The 24,186-nt window shown below is 35.1% G+C and carries 18 protein-coding genes and 1 CRISPR repeat array; of the genes, 1 reads left to right on the forward strand and 17 read right to left on the reverse strand.

Annotated features, from left to right (window positions below):
• Positions 1-118 precede the first annotated feature (118 nt).
• The 15 genes from D4A81_RS10660 to D4A81_RS13215 all read right to left on the reverse strand — a co-directional run bounded on the left by D4A81_RS10660 (position 119) and on the right by D4A81_RS13215 (position 14,072).
• The gene (locus tag D4A81_RS10660; RefSeq protein WP_111524060.1) at positions 119-1,030 is read right to left on the reverse strand and encodes an Rpn family recombination-promoting nuclease/putative transposase; all 912 of its coding nucleotides are present in this window, start codon (positions 1,028-1,030) and stop codon (positions 119-121) included.
• Between the two features lie 216 nt (positions 1,031-1,246).
• Positions 1,247-1,578: a CRISPR direct-repeat array (repeat unit 36 nt; unit sequence GTTTCCGTCCCCTTATCGGGGTTATCTTTTGTAAAC).
• 293 nt (positions 1,579-1,871) lie between these two features.
• Positions 1,872-4,028: an anaerobic ribonucleoside-triphosphate reductase gene (gene nrdD / locus D4A81_RS10665; protein WP_111524059.1), complete on the reverse strand. Its 2,157-nt coding sequence runs from the start codon at positions 4,026-4,028 to the stop codon at positions 1,872-1,874.
• A gap of 32 nt (positions 4,029-4,060) precedes the next feature.
• On the reverse strand, positions 4,061-4,360 hold the full coding sequence (gene cas2 / locus D4A81_RS10670; protein WP_111524058.1) for a CRISPR-associated endonuclease Cas2: 300 nt from the start codon (positions 4,358-4,360) through the stop codon (positions 4,061-4,063).
• 13 nt (positions 4,361-4,373) lie between these two features.
• Positions 4,374-5,099, reverse strand: a complete 726-nt coding sequence (gene cas1 / locus D4A81_RS10675; protein ID WP_242977561.1) for a CRISPR-associated endonuclease Cas1 — start codon at positions 5,097-5,099, stop codon at positions 4,374-4,376.
• Positions 5,047-5,208, reverse strand: coding sequence for a CRISPR-associated endonuclease Cas1 (locus tag D4A81_RS13540; protein WP_242977559.1), 162 nt, complete (start codon positions 5,206-5,208; stop codon positions 5,047-5,049). The genes cas1 and D4A81_RS13540 overlap by 53 nt, the downstream gene beginning before the upstream one ends.
• A gap of 8 nt (positions 5,209-5,216) precedes the next feature.
• Positions 5,217-6,356 (reverse strand): type III-A CRISPR-associated RAMP protein Csm5, encoded by a 1,140-nt coding sequence (gene csm5, locus D4A81_RS10680; protein WP_111524057.1) that lies wholly within the window; start codon positions 6,354-6,356, stop codon positions 5,217-5,219.
• Positions 6,356-7,297 carry a type III-A CRISPR-associated RAMP protein Csm4 gene (csm4, locus tag D4A81_RS10685; protein ID WP_111524056.1) on the reverse strand — a complete coding sequence of 314 codons (942 nt, stop codon included), beginning with the start codon at positions 7,295-7,297 and terminating at the stop codon, positions 6,356-6,358. Before csm4 ends, csm5 begins: the two co-directional genes overlap by 1 nt.
• Position 7,298: 1 nt before the next feature.
• Complete coding sequence (gene csm3, locus D4A81_RS10690) at positions 7,299-7,976, reverse strand: type III-A CRISPR-associated RAMP protein Csm3 (protein WP_111524055.1); 678 nt, start codon at positions 7,974-7,976, stop codon at positions 7,299-7,301.
• A gap of 10 nt (positions 7,977-7,986) precedes the next feature.
• Entirely contained in the window at positions 7,987-8,436 is a 450-nt protein-coding gene (gene csm2, locus D4A81_RS10695; protein ID WP_111524054.1) for a type III-A CRISPR-associated protein Csm2, read from the reverse strand.
• Positions 8,437-10,644: a type III-A CRISPR-associated protein Cas10/Csm1 gene (gene cas10, locus D4A81_RS10700; protein WP_111524053.1), complete on the reverse strand. Its 2,208-nt coding sequence runs from the start codon at positions 10,642-10,644 to the stop codon at positions 8,437-8,439. It lies immediately after the preceding gene.
• Positions 10,637-11,368: a CRISPR-associated endoribonuclease Cas6 gene (cas6, locus tag D4A81_RS10705; RefSeq protein ID WP_111524052.1), complete on the reverse strand. Its 732-nt coding sequence runs from the start codon at positions 11,366-11,368 to the stop codon at positions 10,637-10,639. The genes cas10 and cas6 overlap by 8 nt, the downstream gene beginning before the upstream one ends.
• On the reverse strand, positions 11,362-12,750 hold the full coding sequence (csm6, locus tag D4A81_RS10710; RefSeq protein WP_111524051.1) for a type III-A CRISPR-associated CARF protein Csm6: 1,389 nt from the start codon (positions 12,748-12,750) through the stop codon (positions 11,362-11,364). The genes cas6 and csm6 overlap by 7 nt, the downstream gene beginning before the upstream one ends.
• A 202-nt stretch (positions 12,751-12,952) precedes the next feature.
• Entirely contained in the window at positions 12,953-13,585 is a 633-nt protein-coding gene (locus D4A81_RS10715; protein ID WP_111524050.1) for an EcsC family protein, read from the reverse strand.
• A gap of 94 nt (positions 13,586-13,679) precedes the next feature.
• Positions 13,680-13,844, reverse strand: coding sequence for a hypothetical protein (locus D4A81_RS13210; protein WP_162902583.1), 165 nt, complete (start codon positions 13,842-13,844; stop codon positions 13,680-13,682).
• A gap of 69 nt (positions 13,845-13,913) precedes the next feature.
• Entirely contained in the window at positions 13,914-14,072 is a 159-nt protein-coding gene (locus D4A81_RS13215; protein WP_162902584.1) for a hypothetical protein, read from the reverse strand.
• A 630-nt stretch (positions 14,073-14,702) separates the two neighbouring features.
• Here D4A81_RS13215 and D4A81_RS10720 point away from each other — a divergent pair.
• Positions 14,703-15,764: a WYL domain-containing protein gene (locus D4A81_RS10720; protein ID WP_111524049.1), complete on the forward strand. Its 1,062-nt coding sequence runs from the start codon at positions 14,703-14,705 to the stop codon at positions 15,762-15,764.
• 590 nt (positions 15,765-16,354) lie between these two features.
• Here D4A81_RS10720 and rpoC read toward each other — a convergent pair.
• Both rpoC and rpoB read right to left on the reverse strand, forming a co-directional pair.
• Positions 16,355-20,107, reverse strand: a complete 3,753-nt coding sequence (rpoC, locus tag D4A81_RS10725; protein ID WP_111524048.1) for a DNA-directed RNA polymerase subunit beta' — start codon at positions 20,105-20,107, stop codon at positions 16,355-16,357.
• A gap of 85 nt (positions 20,108-20,192) precedes the next feature.
• On the reverse strand, positions 20,193-24,101 hold the full coding sequence (gene rpoB / locus D4A81_RS10730) for a DNA-directed RNA polymerase subunit beta (RefSeq protein WP_111524047.1): 3,909 nt from the start codon (positions 24,099-24,101) through the stop codon (positions 20,193-20,195).
• Positions 24,102-24,186: the final 85 nt, after the last annotated feature.

Consider the following 24,186-nt stretch of genomic DNA (forward strand, 5'->3'; position numbering starts at 1 on the left):
TTAACTTTACTTATTTTTAGTTTTTATACTAATCTTCCCCCAAAAACAAGCACTCCATATGAAAACTGTTTCATATGAAGTGTAACATAATATTGAGCCATTTTCTATGTATTTATTTTTACCTGTCTGTATACTTTTTAAATTCTGCAACACTCATATCGGCTCTTTTTGCCGCATCCGAAATGCTTAAAATTCCATCCTTTACCAGAGAAATAAGAACATTTATAGTGCCTTTTTTAATTCCCTCTTTAATACCTTCTTCTCTTCCTTTTTCAATTCCCTTTTCTATTCCTTTTTCTATTCCCCTTGCTTCTACTCTGTCAAGTACCTCACACATAGTTAAATGCTCCTTTCCTTTCACTTCGTTTATAGTTTCTTCAAATCTGTAATCATTCGTCATCGCAGACATCAGCATCAAAAGTTCATCCACATGCTCAATTACTGTATCTCCCGCTACATAGTTTTTATTTACACGCATCTGATACAAATAATCAGCCAGTATCCAAAAGTCACTCTTAAACATATCTATCTTTTCTCTGTCAAGATATGCTATTTCAAATATATTCATTTTGAAATCATTAACATATGGTTTAATCCTTTCATCTATTTCCAAAAGTTCAAATAAGCTCTTTGGCTGATTCCATCTACTATTATACCCAAAATATAATACTAATGTAATCACAGGATAAAGTACTTCTTTGTTATTCTCTTTTTTGGCCTGCCTAACATACTCTGTTCCGTCATATCCAAAGACCCTAAGCGGCATTCTCTTTTCCGGTTTTGTCTGATTCTCCAATCCGAACATTGATAATTTTATCTTACTGTTATGCCAATATTTTGCAATATCCCTATACTGTGTCCTTATCCTGCCATCCATCTTTAAAGTACTTCCCGGCAGTGCATCTATCAAGCTGTCTTCAGTTACTATTTTCTCACCGTTAAACAGTAACACATTTATAATATCTGCGAATACATCATTATACTTTTCAAGTGTCTTTTGTGTAATATCTTTTTCCATGTTGCCCTTCACACGACCTCCCTATAATATTACTGATTTGATTTAATAGAAATTGTTTTAAAAATAAAATTTGAGAATAAAAATAGAAATAAAATAAGTTCTATTCACTTGGCTTTATTTTATGATGAATATAAATATTTTTCAATAACAATATTCTTAAATAGTCCCCTTATCGGGGTTAGTTTCTGTAAACGGAAGCCCTTTCCAACGGGGAGGCGGTTGCGGCTAGTTTCCGTCCCCTTATCGGGGTTATCTTTTGTAAACCTTAATACCCATTTTTCTCATAGTGATTATTGGTTTGAGTTTCTGTCCCCTTATCGGGGTTATCTTTTGTAAACGAATTGACATAGAGCTTGTGTTGCGAACAAGTGAAAGAGTTTCCGTCCCCTTATCGGGGTTATCTTTTGTAAACGAAGGAGAATTTTTATGTTTAACGGCAATACAGCATTCGTTTCCGTCCCCTTATCGGGGTTATCTTTTGTAAACGATAATTTCAGAACAGAAACCATTAAGTTTGAATTTGAGTTTCCGTCCCCTTATCGGGGTTATCTTTTGTAAACCCTACCCCCTCTAAACCCTTATAACACAAGGCTTTAAAGTGGCTTTAGCGTGCCTAAAATCTAACAATCGATTTTCAGTAGATTTTGTGTAATATTTGTTACATCAAGTGCTGTAAAGCCTTTATTTATAAGGACCGTCTCAAAATCACAAAAATCTGAATATAAATACACGCTAAAGTATATATAACAAAAAATATTTATTAAATCATCTCAGACTCACTCTAAGACTACACTAGTTTATCATATGACTATGCTTTATCCAAGTATTTATTACTTTATCTAATCAAAAAGTTCTACATTGATATACGATCTCGTATCTCTGCCATCTTAGCATCATTTAGCCTGGACTTGCCATGAATTTTTGTAAAGGCTATATATCCACACATTCTATCTATCATTGTCATTTCCTTTTTGCCACATCTAGGACAAGTATCCGGTCTATCAGACCCCCTATTGTTCCATTGATACCCACAGTTATCACAATATGCTAATGAAATATTGATTCCTTCATATAGCCCAAGTTCCATAGCATGGGTAACATATGCTTCCAATGCTTCTATATTATATGGCACATCAACACGAACATATTGTATCTTTCCACCATTAAATAAATCCCAAAATCTGAATTCATAATTTTGTTTTTCTATTTGTGTTATATCTTCTGACACATGACAATGAAATGAATTTGAAAAGTAATCCCTGTCACTGACATTTTCAATCTCACCATATTTTTCTCTAAAGGAATTCACCTGCTTTCCACATAAACTTTCTGCTGGTGTACCATAAACAGAATATTGTATATGGTCTTTGGCTTGATACTCTAATACTCTTTTGTTTATGTATTTAACTACTTCCAGAGCAAATTTACCATCTTCCACAATAGACTTACAATTATATAAATATTGTAATTCATTAAGAGCAGTAATACCATATGAGGCTGTAGCACTTTTTAATAATGGCTCTATTTTATCATCTCTATTTAGATTACCACCATATATACCACCTTGCATAAATGCCAGAGGATTTGTATAGGCCTTTTTCTCAGAGAGGAATTTATATGTTCTCTTATGAATATTTCTAATAATATTTAGATAATACTCGAGCACACTATAAAAATCTTCACCGGTCTTCCTACTCTTTGCTAGAATCATAGGTAAGTTCATTGATACTACACCTATGTTAAACCTACCTATAAATACAGGAACATCACTTTCATCTACAGGTGTTTCTCCACCTTTTTCAAACCATTTAGTAAGAAATGCTCTACAGCACATAGGGCTTATTACCTTACCATACTTCTTGTATACTTCTGATACTATACCTTTTTCACCGGTCAAACTCAGATATTCAGGATACATTACCTTACTTGAACAATCTATCGCATTTTGAAAAAGATAATACAGTTCCTTTCCTTTACCATGAAGATTTTTATCATAAAGAAAAACAAGCTTTGGAAATAATACAGGCTTTTTGAATCCTTCTTTTCCATGCCCTCCCTTCCTTACTTTAAGTGCTGCTACTGTTGCCATTTGTGAATATTTGTCTTTACCGATGCCAAAGGATATAGTTATAAACGGATAGTCACCCCTTGGTGAAATCAAGGAATTAAACTTGGCCTCTAATGAAAAAAATCCTTTTTCAAAATCCATTTCCAATCTATTACTTGCCAAATTGTCTGCCTTCTCCTTATTTATGCCTACATCTATATACTCTTTATAATAAACATCATAACTTTTTTTCGCATACTTTGACAGCAACTCATCTATCTGTGGAATAGTAAAGCCGCCATAAATCTGTGCCACTGCATTCATAGATATACTTGCAATTACATCAAATGCCTCACTTAGGGTTTCAGGCTCATCATACCACATTTCCCCCATTTCAAAGCCACCATCTAAAACCTTCTCCATATCAAATAAGCAACAGTTTATAGTATCTCTTCTAAAGCCCATATCATGAATATAGATATATCCATCCTTTAATGCCTCTCTTTGTTCAGGTGTTAAGTGATAATTGCTATAAGTGATTTTTTCTACAGCATCTACTATAAGAGCTCGTTTACTTGAAACCAGACTGCTGTCCATACTTCCATTGCTTCTATCACCGTCATAGATAATCTTACTCATCTGCTTGCATATTTGCTCATATATATCTGCATTGACTTCCTTTGTTGTATATAGAAAAACATCAGCAATCTCCGGATATTCAGACAAGGCATTTTTGATACAACTATGCCACTCCTTACTTTCAAATCTATTTCTTCCCAGCTTTTGGCTTAATGATATTAATTCTTTATAAAAAGTATTATTTATTTGTGCGACAGACTCGTCGTCAATAGGTGCCAAAGCCATAGCTGCATCTATTTTTATAAGTTCTTTTACCCACACTTCATCTTTATCATATTTTAATTCTTTGCCATCACGCCTTAATAATATAAATTTATTTTCCATAATAAACTCTCACCCTATCTTTATAAGTTTAACTATACTATTATCACCTCGTCAAACACTGCCTCATCTACTTTTCCATAAGTTATGACTTCACTATCTTCATACATCTTATATACTCTTATACTATCTTCTCTACCTACATAGCGGTCCAACTCGAATATAAGCTTTTCATATTGTTTTTTATTTAAGTTTGCTTCAAATGCAGATTTCTGCACTCTAATACCATATGAAGACAGTAGTTTTGATAAATTAATTCTTGGTTTATCTTCTGTTATATCATATATTATAAGCACTCTATACTTTAATTCTTCTCTTGTTTCTTCCTTTTTCATACTCTTATATACATCATTTTATTTTCAACGGATGATAACCATCAAAGCTCGCATTATCAATACAATTTGCCAATGATTTTATTTGCCACCATATTGCGTGTCTAAAGCTGACAGGAGAATCTAAATATTCCAGATAATTTATTTCCTTTCTCATCTTATCTTCCAGCTTTTTCACACAGATCTTTATTGCATTATTCGATAAATATACTGCTCCGGTATCCTCATCAAATTCGAACTCATCTATACCTATTTCATTACCCTGTACTAAACTAAGTATAGTAGAATCTACAAGTAATGCTCGCCATTCCTCAAGCATATCACTTACAAGTGCAGGATGATTTCTCTTTATTTTGTGTATAAATCCAATATATGGGCTTAAATCTCTGCTCTCTATTTCTGCAAATATTTCATAGAAAATTATAGTATACCCAAAGCTGATCATTGAGTTAAATGGATCTAATGGCGGCTGTCTACTCCTGCCATTGAAGGAAAATCCTTCTTTTATAAGTTTTGACAATGCTTTAAAATATTCTCTGGCAGCCATTCCCTCATAGCCCAATACCTCATCTACAGTATTGCATTTTGAGATTTCTTTCTCATATATACGTATTCTATTTAATTCTTCTGTGATATCATTACTCGAATGTTTTTCATATCTCTTTAATATAATACGCTGATTATGTATCTTAGCTGACTGAATTTTCTTTGCAAGCATTTCCAAAGAGCATGATAGACTCAAGTGTTTCCTTAGGAAACACTTGAGTTGTACCGTCTTTACACTCTACTATTATTTTACCGGCTAATGTGGTAATCTTTGATCCTTGTTCTGTAATATAAAGGCAGGACATACTCCCTCCTATACAAAATCCATTTGTTCCTCTTCAAACTTTCTTAGACTACATGCTCCAAATAGATATTTATTACTATTATACTTAGTACAATTTACTACTCTTGGTGATACATCTGTATCTTTATCATGTTTAGCATCAGGAAAGAGTACGATTAGAATATTTGATGTAAAATCTACTGCCTTTTTTCTGTCAAAGCTTGAATATATTATAGTCTTACTTTCAAATCCTGCTCCTCCTCCCAAAAAGCATGTATACTTATCATTACTGATAGGTGCCTTTTTAAATTGCTTTGAAACCTTGTTCCAATAATTTTCATAGAAACAACCTATAGATTTTATAATTTTTTCTTTATCATAGTCACAAAAATTACTGTCTACAGTAATACTGAATCTTATAGTAACCCCCGGCTTTATGCATTCCCTATAAAGTGGAATAGCAATTTCAGTTCCGTCCAAGCTTATGTCAACCTTTTGACATACACACATATCTTCATCCGATATATATTCGCTGTCAGACACCATGAAACCTCGTAAAGTATCATTTATTTTATTATCTATTCTATTATTTGAGTCAGAGAATAAGTTCTTATGGAAAATATCTATATCAATATCGCTCAAGGAATCCTTGTAAGTTTTATCCAACTCTTTTTTACTTGGATTATTACCCAATCCCAATTCTGCCTCACTAAGCTTATTGGATATTCCACAATCTGAATTCTGTATAATATATGCTCCTGTAAGTATTGTTCTCAGCATGCCCTTCAAACTGCTTCCGGGTACATATATCTTTCCATTACCATCTCTTACAAATCTTTCTATACCTCTACCCTTCACATCTCCATCATCTGTACCCTTAGTATCTCCAAGACTGAGTTCTTTGACATTCCAGTTTTTATAAATTTTTTCGTCTATATTGTTATCCTTGAAAAATACAGCCAAGTCCTTACCTGTATCTAACATGTATTCCTGATACTTCTTCAATAAATTTTTTTTAATAAAATAATCAAACATAAGTCTGGTATCTATGATAACAACTTTATCATTCTTAAATAAAGCTTCTTTTTTGTTTATTGTATATCCACTTCCAATAAAGACCGGTCCTATAGTTTTTAGCTCTATATTATATTTTTTTAGAAATTTTGCCATCACCTTACCCCCATAAAGAATGGTTTACCATATCTATATACCGGATGTGTCCCCTTATTTTTTCCTGAAACATCATAAATATCCCCTTCAAAGATATTTTTGTATACTGATCCTACCTCAAGCATATACAGGTCTTTCTTTTTTCTGTATGTATCAGCGTATTTTGAAGAAGCTATAAATCCACTCCTCTTCACAACGGTATAAGAGGCATCCTCAAGGCTTTTTTTCAGTTCATCTTCATTTGGAAGACATAGTGATAAAGACATAATATCCTTATAATCACCTATATCCTCAAATTTTTTTACTATATTACTGTTCGGTGTATCCTCACACAGAACATACTTTCCATATCCTGATGAGATTTTCCCTCCAATACCGGTATATGAAATACTATTCATCAGTCTCTTTACCATTTCAAAGTCCTTTTCATCTTCAAAACCTATAAATAGATAAAGACCACTTCCTTTTTTATATTTGAATACTTCTACAGCATACAGGTTGTTTACATCATTCTCCCCCGAAGTTAACATGGACACCTTCTCAAGTAAGGTGAACTCACCAAATTTTTTCCCAAATGAATCTGACTCTTCTTCTATATTCAATTTCCCATTTATAAAACTTTCAAACTTTGATAGTGGTATATATCTCAATTTTTTTAAAGCTTTTTTTCTTATAGAATCTCCATCATTATCATTATCCAAGCGAATTATAGGCTTGGGCAAATAATACTCCTTGCCAATATATGGAAATGCATTTGATATTTTTAGTTTGCCACTTTTACAAATATCCAGCAATCTATCTGATTCACCATACTTTAATGCCTCTATAAATAAAACTGAAAATAATGTGTCTGCATTTAGTACATTTTGGCCTTTTTCTAATCCACCACCTCCAAAATGTACAGCTGTAGTAAACTCTAACTTTAGTATTTTATAGTTCATACTACACTTCCTTTAATATATTTTTACAGCTTTCCACTACTTTCTCAACTTTTCCGTCATCCACATTTACTATCAAAGGCTTTACTTCAAAATCCTTTATATCCACTCTACCATAACCTCTTGAACCTGCTGCCCCAAGATAATCATATTTTAAAAGCTTAAAACCAAGTCTCAGAGTATTAAAGTCTTCCTCTATTTCACTTTCATCTTCTATATTGTATATAAGGCTCATATGATACTCTATACCTTTAATAGCTCTCTCTATCTGTCTTGGATTGGCCACCCCTGTAAGTCTTGATATGGTATTCTCAAACTTAACTTCTGTAGCATCCAAAGACTCAGCCTTCAATCTTTCCTTACTTTCCTTGCTGATAAATATATCTGAGAAATAAACTCTACCTGTTTTTGGTCCATTCTTATCTGAATGTCCAAAAAGCCTTTTTATCACTTCATTATCACTATTATGGTCTTTTGACAGTCCGCCGTCATTTAACTGCCTTGAAAGTAAGGATCTAAGTTTTCCCTTCAAGCTGCTGCCCGGTATCATAGGAAAGTCCTCATCTATATCCTTTACTACAACCGAATCTACAGCTCCTATAGCTGCAAACTGTGATCCACCACCAATATGTAACCCTGTCAATGATTCTATTTTCCCACTAATTTCAAGTTTTCCAAACATATATATCCTCCTATTCGTCCCTTCCACCTAAAAATTTTCTATATGCTACCAATGCTTCCATATAATGACAGAATAAAATAAGCCTATCCTTATCTGCTTTTATGCTATCTATTTGTTCTATAATCTGTGCCTCTTCTACAAATTTCTTTACAGTTGATTCTCTTCCGGCTTCGTATATAGTGTGCATTTTAAAATATTGTATTTTTGTAAGCCACTCTGAATCCAATGTATTTGTCTTTAGACGTTTTGCTTTTGTATACATATCGCTAACCATTGACAAAAGCTTTCTTATCTTTGATGTTGTCAAAATCTTATTTCTTCCATTTTCATCTATAAGGCTCTGTATTACTTTTTCTGCCTGCTCTACATAGTTTTCTTTGTTAAGGTCTATAGGAGTTCTCTTTTTTTCTGTATTTGATTTCCCCCTATTATTAGTAAAATTGTTGTTATTTCCACCCATCTATTTCTCCTCCTCATTTCTTATCAAATAGCTATAGATATAGATTGCTGTTATCGCCTGCTTTGTATCATTGTCGTCAAACATCCAATCATATAGTTTCTCTTTGAAAATTTGATATACATCTTTTTCTTCTTCACTTACTTTTCCCTTAGGCTCCATTCTGGCAAGAGTATATGCCATCCTTGCCAAATTAATTTTCTTATCTCTATTTCTAAATAGCTCTAAGAGATTGTACAAAAGACTCTTTCCCTTGTCTTCTACAGTAGAGAAAAACTTACTTATTATGGCAAACTTTTCTCCTATTACCTTATCAACAAATTCATCCCAGTGATATGAATTATCCTTATCAAAAAGTGTTATAGCATTTTTACCATCCAGCTTCTTTGAGCAATCCTCAAGTTCACCTGTTTTTTCCGCCATATATGATATAGGATATTTTGGCATATACATTCCAAGCCCTGCTGAAATAGTAAGTGTTCCCTGAGTATACTCTTTTAGAGTTTTATACAAGTCAATTCCAAACTCCAAAACATCTTTCCAAGCACCCACTACAAATACATCATCACCACCTGAGTATATTATAGCTATTTTTCTAGTCTCATTTTCATCAACTCCACTATCAAAGCATGGTATTTTATACTCACCATTTTTCAATATATTATTGATATCATATTTGAAAAACTGTGTAAGCTTCCTTGAGAATGCAGCTGACTTTGACAATGTCTGCGTACTCTTTTCAAATCCACCTACAAAAGCCTTTCCAAGGTTATCGATATCACCTCTAAGTACTCCAAGCCTCTTGATACCCACTCCACCTTTGACCAATTTTTCCAAGGTTTCTGCATCATGATAGTCACCAACATATATGGTCTTTACATAATCTTTCCCTTTGTATACTCCATTTTTTGAGTAGGCACGAATAAGGATATTCTTATTTGTTTTAAGATATTCTTCACCTTCTTTTCTTTTTATGTTCTCTGCACTCAAGTATCCGTTCTTGTATATAGGGAGTATTCCTCTATCCTTTTCGCTTACTACTGTGAATATTTCTCTATTTAGGATACTTCTTGAAAGCTGTGCAAATCCATCACATAGGCTACAAACGCCATTGCTGTTAAGATTATACGAGCTATGACAAATCTTACATTCTCTCTCTCCATCAACATTTTTTCCACGATTTAAAGCTATTATCTGTCCTGCATTGTACCTGCTAAGTTTGTTTTGTGATACCGCAGCAGATACTTCTCTAAAACAATTACTATATGAGCCATCAGGCTTGTTTTGTAAATCATTGCAAGAACACTCACTATATCCACTACCTATATATAGGTCTATTCCAAACATGTCTTGCATACAAGCCTTAATGTCAGTATCAAAAGCTTCAAGCAAATCCTTGGTGTTCTTAGTATTAGCAAATATAAAATATGCGTGACCACCACCGGCATATAATAGATTCGCTCTTGACAAATTTAGATTCTTCAAAAGCTCATCTATTATGTTCTCCATCAATATTTCAAGATAGAATGACCTTGACCTTAGGTTTTTCAATACATCTTCCTTACCATATTGACCGTATATAAATGACTGTATACCTGAAAAATCCATACTGTAAAGTAAAATAACTTTTTCTTTGTAAAAATCATCCGGATCATTATATAAGCTTTCCTGATTTTCAAGTTGCTTTGCTTCTGTAAGATATTCAAAAATAGAACTACCTATAGCTATGCTTTGCTTAATATGCTCGTATACTGATATGTCTATCTTTTCATCCTTTGCTCCATATACTGGAATATATGACATGGACTGCTCAAGTATCTCTAAAATTGAGTTGACAAAATCCATATCAACATTTGCATTTTCAAGCTTACCTGAAAGCTTTTCTTTTATTGTTTTATAAAACTCTGCTGACGGATTAGTTACACTATCCTTTGCAAACTTTATCTTTTCATCCTCATAGAGCACACTTGCATCATATCTCTTTGACTGACTATTACCATTTAGTATATTAAATATACTGTATAGATTTCCACCCTCTTCAAAAGCGAATTCATCGTTTTGAATCTTTCTTCTATCAAGTGCAGCCGATATTTTGTCTGCCAATTTCGTTATATATATATTTTCAGAATCTATATTATTTGATGCTACTATTTTGTTTACATAATATAAAATACTGTCATATATAAATTTTGTTTTTACATCATTATTCAAATGCTATTCCCCCCATTCCTATTCCTGTTTTTATTCCAACACCTGAGTATGTTCCAAAGGCAATAAGCATGTTTGCAAAATTTACAAGCTGTTTTGGACCTTTTATATTTACAGTAATCTCTCCTATAAAAGCCGGCACCTTTGTTCCATCCAAATGAAATGCTGTACTTCTAAGTTTATACCCACATATTTCTATATTATTTTCAAATGTCTCCAATATATCTTTACTAAAAACTTCCATATCTGTAGATGCCTTATCAAACTTCATCATAAGGCTCTGAAAAATAAGTCTAATACTTGGAAATAGTACATATCTACCATCCTGTTTAAAGGATGTAGGAGTCAAAAATTTAACTTTTAGTATTCTCTTTCCATCTCTTAGGTAATTTTCTTTCACTAAATCTTTATAACTGATGTTTTCCTCTTTGATTGAAGTTATCTTGTACTCCTTTTCTCTGTACTTGATATTCACCTTTTCTATCTGTTTGATTTTATCTGCTATATTCTCCTTCGCTTCAATATTCAATGTATTCAATGTCCATATAATTTTATTATCTACCCTAGTCACGTACTGGCTATATGGATGCAATGTACTCATATGTAATATATCTGCATAGCCTTTATATATATTTTTCATTATAAATCCTTGAAAGAGAGAACCGAGTAAATCATTTCTGCTTTTTTCAATCTCCCCTTCAAGTTCTATTCTAAGTGAACTTAACATGAAGTAGTTTCCTCTCTGTGCTCACTGATTCTTCTCTTCAGCTCTTGATTCATATCCTCATATGAGTTCCAGTCCTCTTTCTTGATTCCAAAGCTAGTATATGCAAACAGCTTCTTTATCATACCCATGATTTTCTCCGGAGTAAATTCGGTCTTTTCTTCTATATTTTTTTCATCAAGTGAAACGATATCATGTGCTGCTAAATTTCTAACATTTGCTTCTACACTTCTAATATTAGATGCCGTTTCAGCCAAATCAGTATTATCTATTATATTTTTTATTAAATATAATAATGCTTCAGAATATATCATTTTTAGCTCGAATTTTTTCTCACTATTACTGTAATTGTTTTTTAGTTGATATTCTTTATTTACTATATCTTGAATGCTATCATCCCTTCCCGGCAATTTATTTATAACTTTAGATGAATCCCACATTCTGACTTTATTATCGCCCATCTTACAATAATCATTAATATCAAGCTTACCTCTACCCTTAAGCACTACTTCAAATAATTCAACTACTATAGGGGTTATTCCTCTTATAAAATCAATATATTCTTTTCTCTTCAGCTTTGTACTCAACCAAAGTGCATACTCAAATATTTTTCTTGCATTTCCCGACTTTACCGGAGTCATATCAATACTGCCTTCTTTGTAGTCAGCATCTACTTTTTTCATATCGAGATTATATCTGTTTACTGCTCGAGCCAGTTCATCAATATAATGTCCTGTACTACGCTTATCCATACCTTCCGCTACTGACAATGCCGCTCTGTAGTCATATTCATCGATATGTTTTTTTATAATTTCTTCTTTTCTAAGTCTTGATAGTGATGGACACTTATTCTCAGTACACCTGTTCTCACCGTTTATTTCCAGTTCTAAATTAAACTCCCACATTGATTCCCAGTCAGGATTATTGCTATGTTCATTCTCATTCATACGCTTTGTAGGAGTAGCAACTTGAATAAATTTACAGTCATACTCATTCAAATCCTGTAATATTACCAAAGCATTTTTCATCGCCGGTGTTCCTGAAGAAATATTAATGAAAAACCTATCCTCATCACTTAATGAACTTATAATATTATTTATTTCTTTTTCAAACTTAAATAAAAACTGGTCATAAACTTGAACATTTTCACAGTCTTTATCATCAATAATAATATATTCTATCTTCTTGTTTTTATATTCTGCCAGCTTATTTATAAAAAATACATATCTATTGTCTTTTTCATGTTTTTCCCATATCTCCTTTGTCATGTATAGATAAACTTTATCAATATCATAGTATCTACATATATGTATCATAGAACCATCAAAAAAATTCTTCTCTGATACAGGATCATTTCCCCCAAGTGGTGAAAAGAGTATATTCATCTTCGCCCTCCTAATTGTTTACAAAAATATTCTTTATGTTAAATATAATGTATCTTTACTATTTATTCAACATTATATTAAATTATTTTAATTATTTTATTAATCTAGTACTTTCTACAATGAGTACATTATATATTTACTTATATTTTTCTATCTTATTGACGAACTCTAATATAAACTTTATATAATCCTATGCTTCCCACTAGTTTTCAAAGAAGAAATCATAGGCTCTTTTTGCTATTGTCCTTGTTTCAAAAAAATCTACAGCACCTCCTACTCCGGCTCCAACAAATGGTACAGCCTTTCCTAAGTTTATTACTCCTTTAGAGCCAAACTTCGTTATAAACCTAAAACCGATCAGCTGATTAATCTTTGTTAGTGCTTTTCCCGGAACACTCTTTATCACATTTGTAGCTACTTTTGTACTAGCCTTTACACCTACCTGCTTTACCAACTGTGTAATAGGCACATTAATAAGGCAAGCCAATACAAGAGTCTCTGTCTGGTCACTGCTTGGCTCATATCCTGCCATATATGCAGTACATGCAATCATTCTCATTTGCATATAGAGTACTGTACTTACATTCACAGGCAATGTAAAAGGAAGACTTACAATACCTCCTATACCTGTAATGATCCCACTTGAAGTACACTTTATCACTTGATTTTTTAGCATCGCCTTGCAAGCTTCTTCCTTACTTTTATGCTTAATCATATAATCTTGTGCCATACTAACCACGCTAGTATTGCCAATTCCCACACCTTTTACAGCCTGTTTATACACTGTATCCAGCCACTTTGCTCCCTGTTCCTGTTTTACAATCTGATTTTCCATTGAAATCTCCTTTGCATTGCACTCTCTTATCACTTTTACTATATAATATACATTATAATGTACAATAAAAATACCCCCTAGCTTCCAAAGGAGGTTACACCTCCTTTTTCTCCATCCGGGCCTCCAGCAATACTTTTGCCAGTTGCATTGCCCCAAGCCCTAAGATGGCTATCGCTGCTGGCCATCCCTCTAACTTTATGTTGCTTGCTACATCTTTGTAGATGTCTTCGCTATTTCTTTCAATGATATCGTATTCCATAGTACCCTCCTTGACATAGGTCTTATCAGTTTATATTTATCAACTATATAGTGGCTTATGCCACTATAACTACTTCTTTGCCTGCTTGGCATTCGTTACCAGCTTTGCAAGCTCTAGTAGTACCAACCCTGCATAGGCAGCAGCCTTTGGTAGCCCTTCGAGCCTGTCATTTCTGACAAGGTCTTCCAAGAGGTTTTTGCCTGTTTTTACCAATTCATTCTTTTCCATAGTTTTCTCCTTTTCATTGTTTGGTTTATAACAACTTATTAAGTCTTGATACTGCATAGGTCTCTAGGCTATTAAAGCCTTGATAACCCACTTGATCGCTATTTTTATTATGACTCTCTTTGCAACACTAAAAACTATTTTATCCATGTAGAAAACCTCCATAAAAAATACTTTCACAGGCATTTACATACTATGTTTGCTCTCTTTCGCCCTTAGGCACAGACTGCTCTAGGCAGTCAGTACCTTTATTGCTACTTCCAGTAGCATATTTATAAGGGCCTTCTTCGCTGCTGCAGCTAAAATCTTTTTCATACGATACCTCCTATATACGAATCATTGGTTACTAAGTACTTAGTAAAGTAAACAAAATCTTGTTTGCCTTGCTATGTACATAGTTTAACTCATTATTATGTATTTTGAAATTATTGACTTCAATGTGACTTACGACCACCTTTATTGGTTTAAAATAAGGATTTTATCTATTTTTATCTTACTTTTATGACCACTATTAGAGATTTATTTAAGCTATATCCATATATTTTTTCTATAGAACTTTTCATAAAATAAATGTTATAATGAATTTAACAATAATTTTAAAACCCTATTGTTTGGGTAGATGGAGTGTTTATAATGAGCGATTCAGAGAAAGTTAATGTTTACCCTTCACCACATTTACGACAAATGTTAAACAATGATATTGAGCTTTTTGAGATATTTAAAAAGGATAGAGGCGAAAGTATTATGGAAATAAATACAAGTGGCTTTATGAATAAATTTCTTCTGGGATATTTCGAAAAGTATAAGCAAGAAATAGGTGAGTATACTGCTGATCTTGATGAACACCTAAAAAAAGCCGAATTAAAAGAATATGAAATTAATGAAATTAAAAATTTTCTTTTAAATAAGATTATATTTTTAGAAAAAAATGATAGTCCAATGAATAAATGTAGTTCTTCAAAAACTACAATACCCTTTAAAACTAATGATAATACCACTTCTATAATCCAAGAACTTAACTCCGGTGGTTTAAAGGGATGTAGTTTGTCAGAATATCTGTGTAGAATGCTAAAATTATACTTTAAAAAGCCATTGTACAAGCGTGAACAGATTATCTTTAGTAAGGAATATGAGGCAATATTTAATAATTGTAAAAAACAATGCATTAAATTTAATTATTTATATGATAATAAAGAATATACCGTAGTTCCATATACTATTTTTACCGGAAAAGAACAGATGTTTAACTATGTTTTTTGTTATGGCTTTGACTCCAATAAGCAGGTGAGAACTTATTCATTTAGACTTAATAGGATATCAAACATAAAACCATCCTACCAGACTATAACTTGTCCGGATGATATAGAGGAGAAGTTTAGGCTAACCAAACAACTAGGTGCCTCCTATGCTATCAATGATACATTGGAAGAAAGCTGTATTTTATTAAACCCACAGGGTATTTCTTCTTTTAAGCATATTTATTTTGGTAGGCCAACAGTAGATAGCAAGAAAGCTACACCTGATGGTAACTTTAAATATTATTTTAAATGCTCTACCGAACAACTATATAGGTATTTTCGTAGATTCAATCCGGGAGAGGCTGTGGTAGAATACCCTGCTTCATTAAGAGATAGGATAATTGAATTCCATAAAGAATCTTTAAATGGATATAAAAACTTGAAAGTATCTGAATAATACAAATACATAGACTATTTAAAATCATTTCAATAATGGGTGGCTTCGCCACTCATTATTTTATTCTACTAGACAATATCTTTCACTTAAATATCTCCTAACTATATCCGTAATTCTTTCAGTATTGATTCCTAAAATATCTTAATCGGCTTCCATTATCAACAGTACAATGTCTATATCACCTTCCGTCCCCCTTATCGGGATTAGCTTCTGTAACCTACCTCCTCCACCCCCTTATAAATCAAGGCTTTGGCGTGCCTAAAATTTAACAAGCGATTTCAGTCAAAAAGCTTGTATCTTATGTTACTTAGAGTGCTGCAAACCCTTATTTTACAATGACTGTCTCAAAATCACAGATTTCAGAGTATATACAGTAAACTGTATATATATAATACATAAAGTCTACAGGATTTTGTCTTAGAATTTTCTTAAGACCTCGTTATTTTACCATACAATAATACTATGGCCAAAATCTATTTTCACAAAAACCGGCTATACCACACCGTCACTTTACATAGAAACCAAAAGAGACCACCTCTTTGGCAGTCTCTCTTGTCTATACAATACCTATAACAGTCAATATAATTACTTTATTCTTCAGTATCTGTTTTAGTTTCAACATCATTTTCATTAGACTCTTCCTTTGAAGATTCTTCAGAAGATGCTTCGCTCTTAGTCTCCATCTCAGAAGCCTTTTCCTCAGACTCAAGTGCCTCCTTTGCATCAGCTATCAACTCTTCCTTAATATCAACAAGGGCAGGATCGTCCTCGCTTAAGATGATTTCATCTGTGTCTACCATAAATTCATCTGTGTTTAGAGTTACACTTCTGTATCTCTTCATACCTGTACCAGCCGGTATCAACTTACCGATAAGTACATTCTCCTTAAGTCCGATAAGGTGATCCACCTTACCATTGATAGCCGCTTCTGTAAGTACCTTTGTAGTCTCCTGAAATGATGCTGCTGAAAGGAATGAATCTGTTGCAAGAGAGGCCTTGGTGATACCAAGCATTACCTGCTTCCCCTCTGCCGGAGTCTTGCCTTCTGCAATGAGCTTTTCATTCATATCATTATAATCCAGAACATCCATTGAATTTCCCGGAAGTACATCTGCGTCATTATTCTCTTCTATTCTTACCTTCTTCAGCATCTGACGCACGATAACCTCGATATGCTTATCGTTGATCTCAACACCCTGAAGTCTATATACTCTTTGTACCTCACGAAGCATGTAGTCCTGAACTGCACGAACTCCTTTTATCTTAAGGATATCATGTGGGTTTACGCTACCTTCTGTAAGCTCATCACCGGCCTCCAATACATCTCCATTTCCTACCTTTATTCTTGAACCATATGGAATCAGATATGCCTTTGACTCACCTGTTTCATTGTTTGTTACAATGATCTCACGCTTTTTCTTGGTATCCCTAAGCTCTACAACACCACCAAACTCTGTGATGATTGCAAGTCCCTTTGGCTTTCTTGCCTCGAAAAGCTCTTCGACTCTAGGAAGACCCTGTGTGATATCTCCACCGGCAACACCTCCGGTATGGAAAGTACGCATAGTAAGCTGTGTACCCGGCTCTCCGATAGACTGAGCGGCAATGATACCTACTGCCTCACCTACCTGCACAGCCTGACCTGTAGCCATGTTTGCACCATAGCATTTAGCACAGATACCTGTATGTGATTTACAAGAAAGTATTGTTCTTATCTTTACGCTGTCTCTTCCAAGTTTATCAAGCACCTTCATCACTGCAGCTGCTCTCTTTGGAGTACACATATGATTTGCCTTTACTACGACTTCTCCTGTATCAGGATCTGTTATAGTCTCTGCAATATATCTTCCTGTGATTCTCTCCTCCAAGCTCTCAATAACTTCCTTACCGTCTGAGAAAGCTTTGATCTCCATAAATGGAATTTCCTTGCCTTCGCAGCAGTCTGTTTCACGAACGATAAGGTCCTGTGAAACATCTACAAGTCTTCTTGTAAGGTATCCTGAATCGGCTGTACGAAGAGCTGTATCTGAAAGTCCTTTTCTCGCACCATGAGCTGAGATAAAGTACTCCAAAACGTCAAGTCCCTCTCTAAAGTTTGACTTAATAGGAAGCTCTATAGTATGTCCTGTTGTATCTGCCATAAGACCACGCATACCTGCAAGCTGCTTTATCTGCTTATCAGAACCTCTCGCTCCTGAGTCAGCCATCATAAAGATATTGTTGTATGCATCAAGTCCGTCAAGCAGGTCTCTGGTGAGCTGCTTATCTGTCATATCCCAGGTCTTTATAACTTCCTTATATCTCTCTTCCTCTGTAATAAATCCACGTGCAAAGTTCTTTGCTATTCTATCTACAGTAGCCTGTGCATTCTTTATAAGTTCTCCCTTACTCTCAGGTACTGTCATATCTGAAATAGAAACAGTCATAGATGCAATAGTTGAGAACTTATAGCCAATTGCCTTTATATCATCCAGCACTTCCGCTGTTCTTGAAAGTCCATGTACATTGATAACTTTCTCTAAGATCTGCTTACACTGCTTTTTCTTTACAAGGAAATCAATCTCAGGCTTTAACTCATTTCCCGGAATACTTCTATCTACAAATCCAAGGTCCTGAGGTATTATCTCATTGAACAGAAGTCTACCTACTGTAGATTCTACAGTCTCTGATAAAACCTCTCCATTTTCAAGCTTTTTACTTATTCTGACCTTTATCTTTGAATGCAAGGTAACGATCTTATTGTCATATGCAAGTATCGCTTCATTTACACTCTTAAAGAACTTCCCTTCTCCCTTTGCTCCAGGTCTTTCCTGTGTCAGATAATAAATTCCAAGTACCATATCCTGTGAAGGAACGGCAACAGGGCCACCATCTGAAGGCTTTAGGAGGTTGTTTGGTGAGAGCAGTAGGAATCTACACTCTGCCTGTGCCTCAACTGAAAGTGGCAAATGGACAGCCATCTGGTCACCGTCAAAGTCCGCATTAAACGCTGTACATACAAGCGGATGAAGCTTGATAGCTTTACCTTCTACAAGTACAGGCTCAAATGCCTGAATACCAAGTCTATGAAGTGTAGGTGCTCTATTAAGCATTACAGGATGCTCTTTGATAACTCCCTCAAGTATATCCCACACGTCATTTTGCATTCTCTCTACCATTTTCTTGGCAGATTTTATATTATGAGCTGTTCCCTTTTCTACAAGCTCTTTCATTACAAAAGGCTTAAATAGCTCTATAGCCATCTCTTTTGGCAGACCGCACTGATAAATCTTAAGCTCAGGTCCTACTACGATAACAGATCTTCCTGAATAGTCAACACGCTTTCCAAGAAGGTTCTGACGGAATCTTCCCTGCTTACCCTTTAGCATATCTGAAAGTGATTTAAGTGCTCTATTTCCCGGACCTGTAACAGGTCTTCCTCTTCTACCATTGTCTATAAGAGCATCTACCGCTTCCTGTAACATTCTCTTCTCGTTTCTGATAATGATATCAGGAGCACCAAGCTCTAAAAGTCTTGCCAAGCGGTTATTTCTATTTATAATTCTTCTGTAAAGATCATTCAAGTCACTGGTAGCGAATCTACCACCGTCAAGCTGTACCATAGGTCTAATATCAGGCGGTATGACAGGTACATTTGTAAGTATCATCCACTCAGGCTTATTTCCTGAGCTTCTAAAAGCCTCTACCACATCAAGTCTCTTAATGATCTTTGCTCTCTTTTGTCCTGTAGCCTCTACCAATGCTTCTTTTAATTCTACCGACTCTTTTTCAAGGTCAATATTGCTTAATATTTCTAAAATGCTCTCTGCACCCATACCTGCTCTAAATGAACCATAGCCATAGGTGTCGATTGCATCTCTATACTCTCTTTCTGAAAGCACCTGCTTATAGTTGAGGGCTGTATCGCCTCCATCCAATACTATATATGATGCAAAGTATAATACTTTCTCCAAGATACGAGGTGCTATATCCATGATAAGCCCCATTCTTGAAGGAATTCCCTTAAAGTACCAGATATGAGATACCGGAGCTGCCAATTTTATATGACCCATACGCTCTCTACGCACACTGGACTTTGTTACCTCTACGCCACATCTGTCACAAACAGTTCCTTTGTAGCGAATTTTCTTATATTTTCCACAGTGACATTCCCAGTCCTTACTTGGTCCGAATATTCTTTCACAAAACAGACCATCTCTCTCCGGTTTTAATGTCCTATAGTTTATAGTCTCAGGTTTTGTAACTTCACCATGAGACCACTGTAGTATTTTTTCAGGAGAAGCCAAACCAATCTTAATTGCATCAAAAGAAATTGGCTGATAAGCATCATTGTTTTCAGGCATAAAATTTGCTCCCTTCTATATAAAACGATAAATCGACTTCATTGATTTTATGCAGATGCCGGGAAGGCATCTGCTATAAAAGTATTCACTTTTCCTCAAAATTATCTGTATCATCAAATGAATCTTCGTCATAGGAGGAATCATCCCCCGAATCTATGTCACCACTATAGTCAACATCAGCATCTTCTGTAGCTAAATTGGTATTATCCGAAACAGCTACAAATTCACCGTCTTTTACTTCCTGTTCACTATATCCTGCATCTTTGAATTCTTCTTTTCCATGGTGTCTGCTCTCACCCTCTATTATAGAGTGTATACTGAGGTCAGCATATTCTGTATTTTCTTTGAGTTCTACTTCTTTTCCGTCCTCACCCAATACGCTTATATCAAGTCCAAGAGATTGAAGCTCTTTTAAAAGCACCTTAAATGACTCCGGAATGCCTGCATCAGGAATATTTTCACCCTTGATAACAGCCTCATATGTCTTCACACGACCTGTAACATCATCAGATTTCACTGTCAAGATTTCTTGCAAAGTATATGATGCACCATAAGCCTCCAGTGCCCAAACTTCCATCTCTCCAAATCTCTGACCACCAAACTGTGCTTTACCTCCAAGAGGCTGCTGAGTAACCAAAGAGTAAGGACCTGTTGATCTGGCATGAATCTTATCATCTACCATGTGGTGGAGCTTCAAATAATGCATGTGACCTATAGTAACAGGACTGTCGAAGTACTCTCCTGTTCTACCGTCACGAAGTCTTACCTTACCATCTCTTGATAGAGGGACACCTTCCCAAAGCTTTCTGTTCTCCAAATGTGAACCTAGGTATTCTATAACACCCGGATCAAGCACTTCTTTATATTTATCTTCAAAATCATTCCAATCTTCATTGACATAATCATTTGCCACTTCAAGCATATCCATAATGTCAATCTCGTTTGCACCGTCAAATACCGGAGTAGCTACATTAAATCCAAGTGCCTTTGCAGCAAGTGAGAGGTGAATCTCAAGCACCTGTCCAATGTTCATACGTGAAGGCACACCAAGTGGGTTAAGTACTATATCAAGCGGTCTACCATTTGGAAGAAATGGCATATCCTCAACAGGTAATACTCTTGAAACCACACCCTTGTTACCATGACGTCCAGCCATCTTATCACCAACAGAGATCTTTCTCTTTTGTGCTATATAAATTCTTACATTCTGTGTAACACCCGGAGATAATTCATCACCTGCTTCTCTTGTAAACACCTTTGCATCTACTACTACACCATAAGCACCATGTGGCACTTTAAGTGAAGTATCTCTTACTTCCCTTGCCTTCTCACCAAAAATTGCACGAAGAAGTCTTTCTTCTGCTGTAAGCTCAGTTTCTCCCTTTGGAGTAACTTTTCCTACAAGTATATCACCGGCTCTTACCTCTGCACCTATTCTAATAATACCTCTCTCATCCAAATCTTTGAGTGCATCATCACCTACTCCAGGTACATCTCTGGTGATTTCTTCCGGTCCAAGTTTAGTCTCTCTTGCTGCACACTCATACTCCTCTATATGAATAGAGGTATATACATCATATTCTACAAGTCTCTCGCTAAGAAGAACCGCATCCTCATAGTTATAGCCTTCCCAGGTCATAAATCCTATAAGTGGATTCTTTCCTAGAGCTATCTCGCCATTATATGTTGAGGCACCATCTGCGATAACCTCACCGGCATTGACATGGTTACCCTTAAATACTATAGGCTTTTGGTTATAAGAGTTTGACTGGTTACTTCTGGCAAACTTGATAAGCTTATATGTATCAAGTACAGCATCATCGTCTCTCTTTATAACGATTCTATCAGATGAACATTCCATTACTGTTCCTGAATTTTTCGCTACTACACATACACCTGAGTCTACTGCCGCCTTAGTCTCCATACCTGTACCTACTACAGGTGCATCTGTAATCATAAGCGGTACAGCCTGCCTCTGCATGTTTGAACCCATAAGAGCTCTGTTCGCATCATCATTCTCAAGGAAAGGAATCATACTCGTAGCTACTGAGAATACCATTCTCGGTGAAACATCCATCAAGTCTATATTCTTCTTCTGGAACTCTGAAGTCTCATCACGGTAACGCCCCGATACATTATTTCTGATAAAATGTCCGTTCTCATCTAGAGGCTCATTAGCCTGTGCTACTGTAAAATTATCCTCTTCATCCGCTGTAAGATATACTACATCATCAGTTACTACCGGATTTGTAGGATCAACAGACTTATCTACTACACGATAAGGTGCCTCTACAAAACCATATTCATTTACTCTTGCAAAACTTGCAAGTGAGTTTATAAGTCCTATATTCGGTCCTTCCGGAGTCTCTATAGGACACATTCTTCCATAGTGTGTATAGTGAACATCTCGAACCTCAAATCCGGCTCTTTCTCTTGAAAGACCTCCCGGTCCCAAGGCTGAGAGTCTTCTCTTATGTGTAAGCTCTGACAATGGGTTGTTTTGATCCATAAACTGGCTCAACTGTGAGCTTCCAAAGAATTCTTTAACTGCTGCTGTAACCGGTTTTATATTTATAAGGGATTGAGGAGTAATAGAATCAATGTCCTGAGTAGTCATTCTCTCTCTTACAACTCTCTCCATTCTTGTAAGACCGATACGATACTGATTTTGTAACAGCTCTCCTACCGCTCTTATTCTTCTGTTTCCTAAGTGATCAATATCATCCTTGCTTCCAATATGCTCCTCTATATGCATATTGTAGTTTACTGTAGCAAAGATATCTTCCTTAGTAATATGCTTTGGAATCAGCTCATTGATATTCTTTTCAATAGCCTTTATAAGCTCTTCGCCTTCATTTTCTTCCATAAGTTGTTGAAGCTTAGGATAATAAACCTGCTCTGTAACACCTATAGCTTTAGGATCTGTAAGCTCAGGTATATAGCTTTCGATGTCTACCATCAAGTTTGAAAGGACTTTTACATCTCTCTCCACACCTTTTATCCATACTGCAGGAATAGCAGCATTTTGTATTTTTGTTGCAAGTTCGGCATCTACTACTGTCTCTGCCTGTGCCAATATCTCTCCGGTATTCTCATCTACTACATCTCTTGCAAGTGTATGGCCCTTTATTCTGTTCTTGAAATGGAGTTTCTTATTGAATTTGTATCTTCCTACCTTTGCCAGATCATATCTTCTGGCATCAAAGAACATTGCATTGAGAAGATTCTCTGCACTGTCTACTGAAAGCGGTTCACCCGGTCTTATCTTCTTATATAATTCCAAAAGTCCATCCTGATAATTTTCAGATGGATCCTTAGCAAAGCTCGCCAATATCTTCGGTTCTTCTCCGAACATCTCTAAGATTTGTGTATTTGTACCAAGACCAAATGCACGCAAAAGTACTGTTATAGGAACTTTTCTTGTTCTATCCACTCTTGCATAAAAGATATCATTGGAATCTGTTTCGTATTCAAGCCATGCACCTCTATTTGGTATGACCTGACACATGAAAAGTTCTTTTCCTATCTTGTCATGATCGATTGTATAGTAAATACCTGGTGAACGAACCAACTGACTGACTATAACTCTCTCTGCACCATTTATTACAAATGATCCTGTATCAGTCATCAGTGGCAAATCTCCTAAAAAGATTTCATGCTCATTTATTTCATCCTTATCTTTATTAATAAGTCTGATTTTCACCTTTAATGGAGCAGCGTATGTTGTATCTCTGTCTTTACACTCTTCTATGGAATATTTAACTTCATCTCTCGCCAATTTAAAATTGACAAAATCGAGGCTAAAATGTCCTGCAAAATCTTCTATAGGAAATATATCTCTAAAAACTTCTTTTAGACCCGCATCTAGGAACCACTGATAAGAATCTTTTTGAATCTCTATCAAATTCGGCATTTCTAGAACTTCCTTCTGAGTCTGGAAGCTCATTCTCATGCTCTTCCCAGAAGTTATCGGATGCATCTTGCTTCTATCCATTGACGTTTCACCCCTGTATATTTTTATGGTATGAATTTAGATTCTTCTATGGTATACTTAGAACAATCTACTCATTTAGTTTAGC

The organism is Lachnoanaerobaculum umeaense (assembly GCF_003589745.1).
Taxonomy (GTDB): Bacteria; Bacillota; Clostridia; order Lachnospirales; family Lachnospiraceae; genus Lachnoanaerobaculum; species Lachnoanaerobaculum umeaense.